General features: G+C 61.4%; 1 protein-coding gene and 1 pseudogene. Both read left to right on the forward strand.

What is annotated here, in order from left to right; translation table 11 throughout:
- A pseudogene (locus AC1D1P_RS23290) lies at positions 1-318 on the forward strand (DNA primase); the annotation flags it as partial.
- Between the two features lie 389 nt (positions 319-707).
- Positions 708-1439, forward strand: a 732-nt coding sequence (locus AC1D1P_RS23295; RefSeq protein ID WP_477674629.1) for an RNA polymerase sigma factor region1.1 domain-containing protein, incomplete at its 3' end; no start/stop codon positions are given.

The raw sequence follows: 1439 nt of genomic DNA on the forward strand, positions 1-1439 counted from the left end.
GAGCCCCACGGCCCGCTTTTCATCTGGCTGGAGAGCCAGTTGCATGAGCACGGACCCCAGCCCTGGGCCGCCTTGCGTGAAGGGCTGCGCGGCCACCCTTACGAAAGACACGCCACAGCGCAGATCGCACAGATTCCCGAAGGCATCGAAAGTGACTGGGATGAGGTTCGGAGCATCCTGGACCAGCTCCTGCGCCTGCACCGCCAGCGCGAGATGAGCGAGCTGGCCGCTCGCGCCGCCACCGACCCGGCCGCCCGGCAGCGCTACCTGGAACTGGCCGCCAGCCTCAAAACCACCGCCACCGACCCGGCCCGCTGAGCGGGCCCGGCCTCCGGAAAAATCCCTGTTTCTGGGCCATATAAATCGCCCAAAAAACAGGCAACAGGGTATAATCCGATTTTCGACGGCAAGCGCGACAGCAGCACCTCCGGCCCGGCCACCCTGAAACTTCGGGGAACTCACAGATGAGACGGCCACTTCCCCCAGGGAATTTCCGCAAGGACTGCACACCAAATGTTCGCCCAAACAGCTTGCCCGGGAAAATAAGCCGCCATGTGCCTTTGGCATTGCCCGGCCTGTTTTCCGCCCTCTCGTTTTGACTCTGAACTCTTGTCACCGTGCCTGTGCTTTGTACAGGCGCAAAGGCGCATTTTTGTTTACTGGTAGCTGATCGATATTTAAAACAATTCCCGACAACTGGAGGTCCTATGCCTACTGCCAAGCCGAAGAAGCCGAGCACGTCCAAGAAGCCGCAAGGTGCGCAGCCCAAAGCTGCCGCAAAGCCCAAAGCCAAGGCAGCGCCCAAAGCTGCTGCCCGGCCCGCAGGCAAGCCTCCAGTCAAAGCAGCAACCAAGGCTGCCGCAAAGCCTGCCGCCAAAAGCGGCAAGGTTGAAAAGCCGGGAAAACACGCCATATCTGTTAAACCCAGCAAACCCAATGCCCTGGTGAGCAAAGCCCCCCTGAAAACCGCGAAATCCGCGATTTCCGATTTGCCCCTGAAGAAAGCCCCCGCCGTGCCGACCAAGTCCAGTCCTGAAGCCAAGCCCCTCGCCGTCTCCGCCGACGTGCCCGTGAAGAAGAAACCCGGCCGCCCGCCCAAGAACCCGGCAGCCGAAGGCAGCGCGCCTGCCACTACCACCGGCGCCAAGCGCGGCCGCAAGCCGAAGAGCGCCGCCGGCCCGGTCAAGACGGGGGAAGACCTCGACATGTCCGACATTGAAGACGATCTCGTCGGGGAACCCATCGCGGAAACGACCGAGAAGGTCAAACCGCTGCGCATGAAAATCAGCAAGGCGAAGGAACGCGCCCTGATGAAGGAATTCGGCCTGGACGAAACCGTCCTCTCCGAAGAAGACATGCTCAAACGCCGCCTGCGCCTGAAAACCCTGATCAAGCTGGGTAAAACGCGCGGCTACCTCACGCATGGCGAAATCTCCGAC

It is taken from the genome of Polaromonas sp. P1_E1_2 (assembly GCF_056406035.1).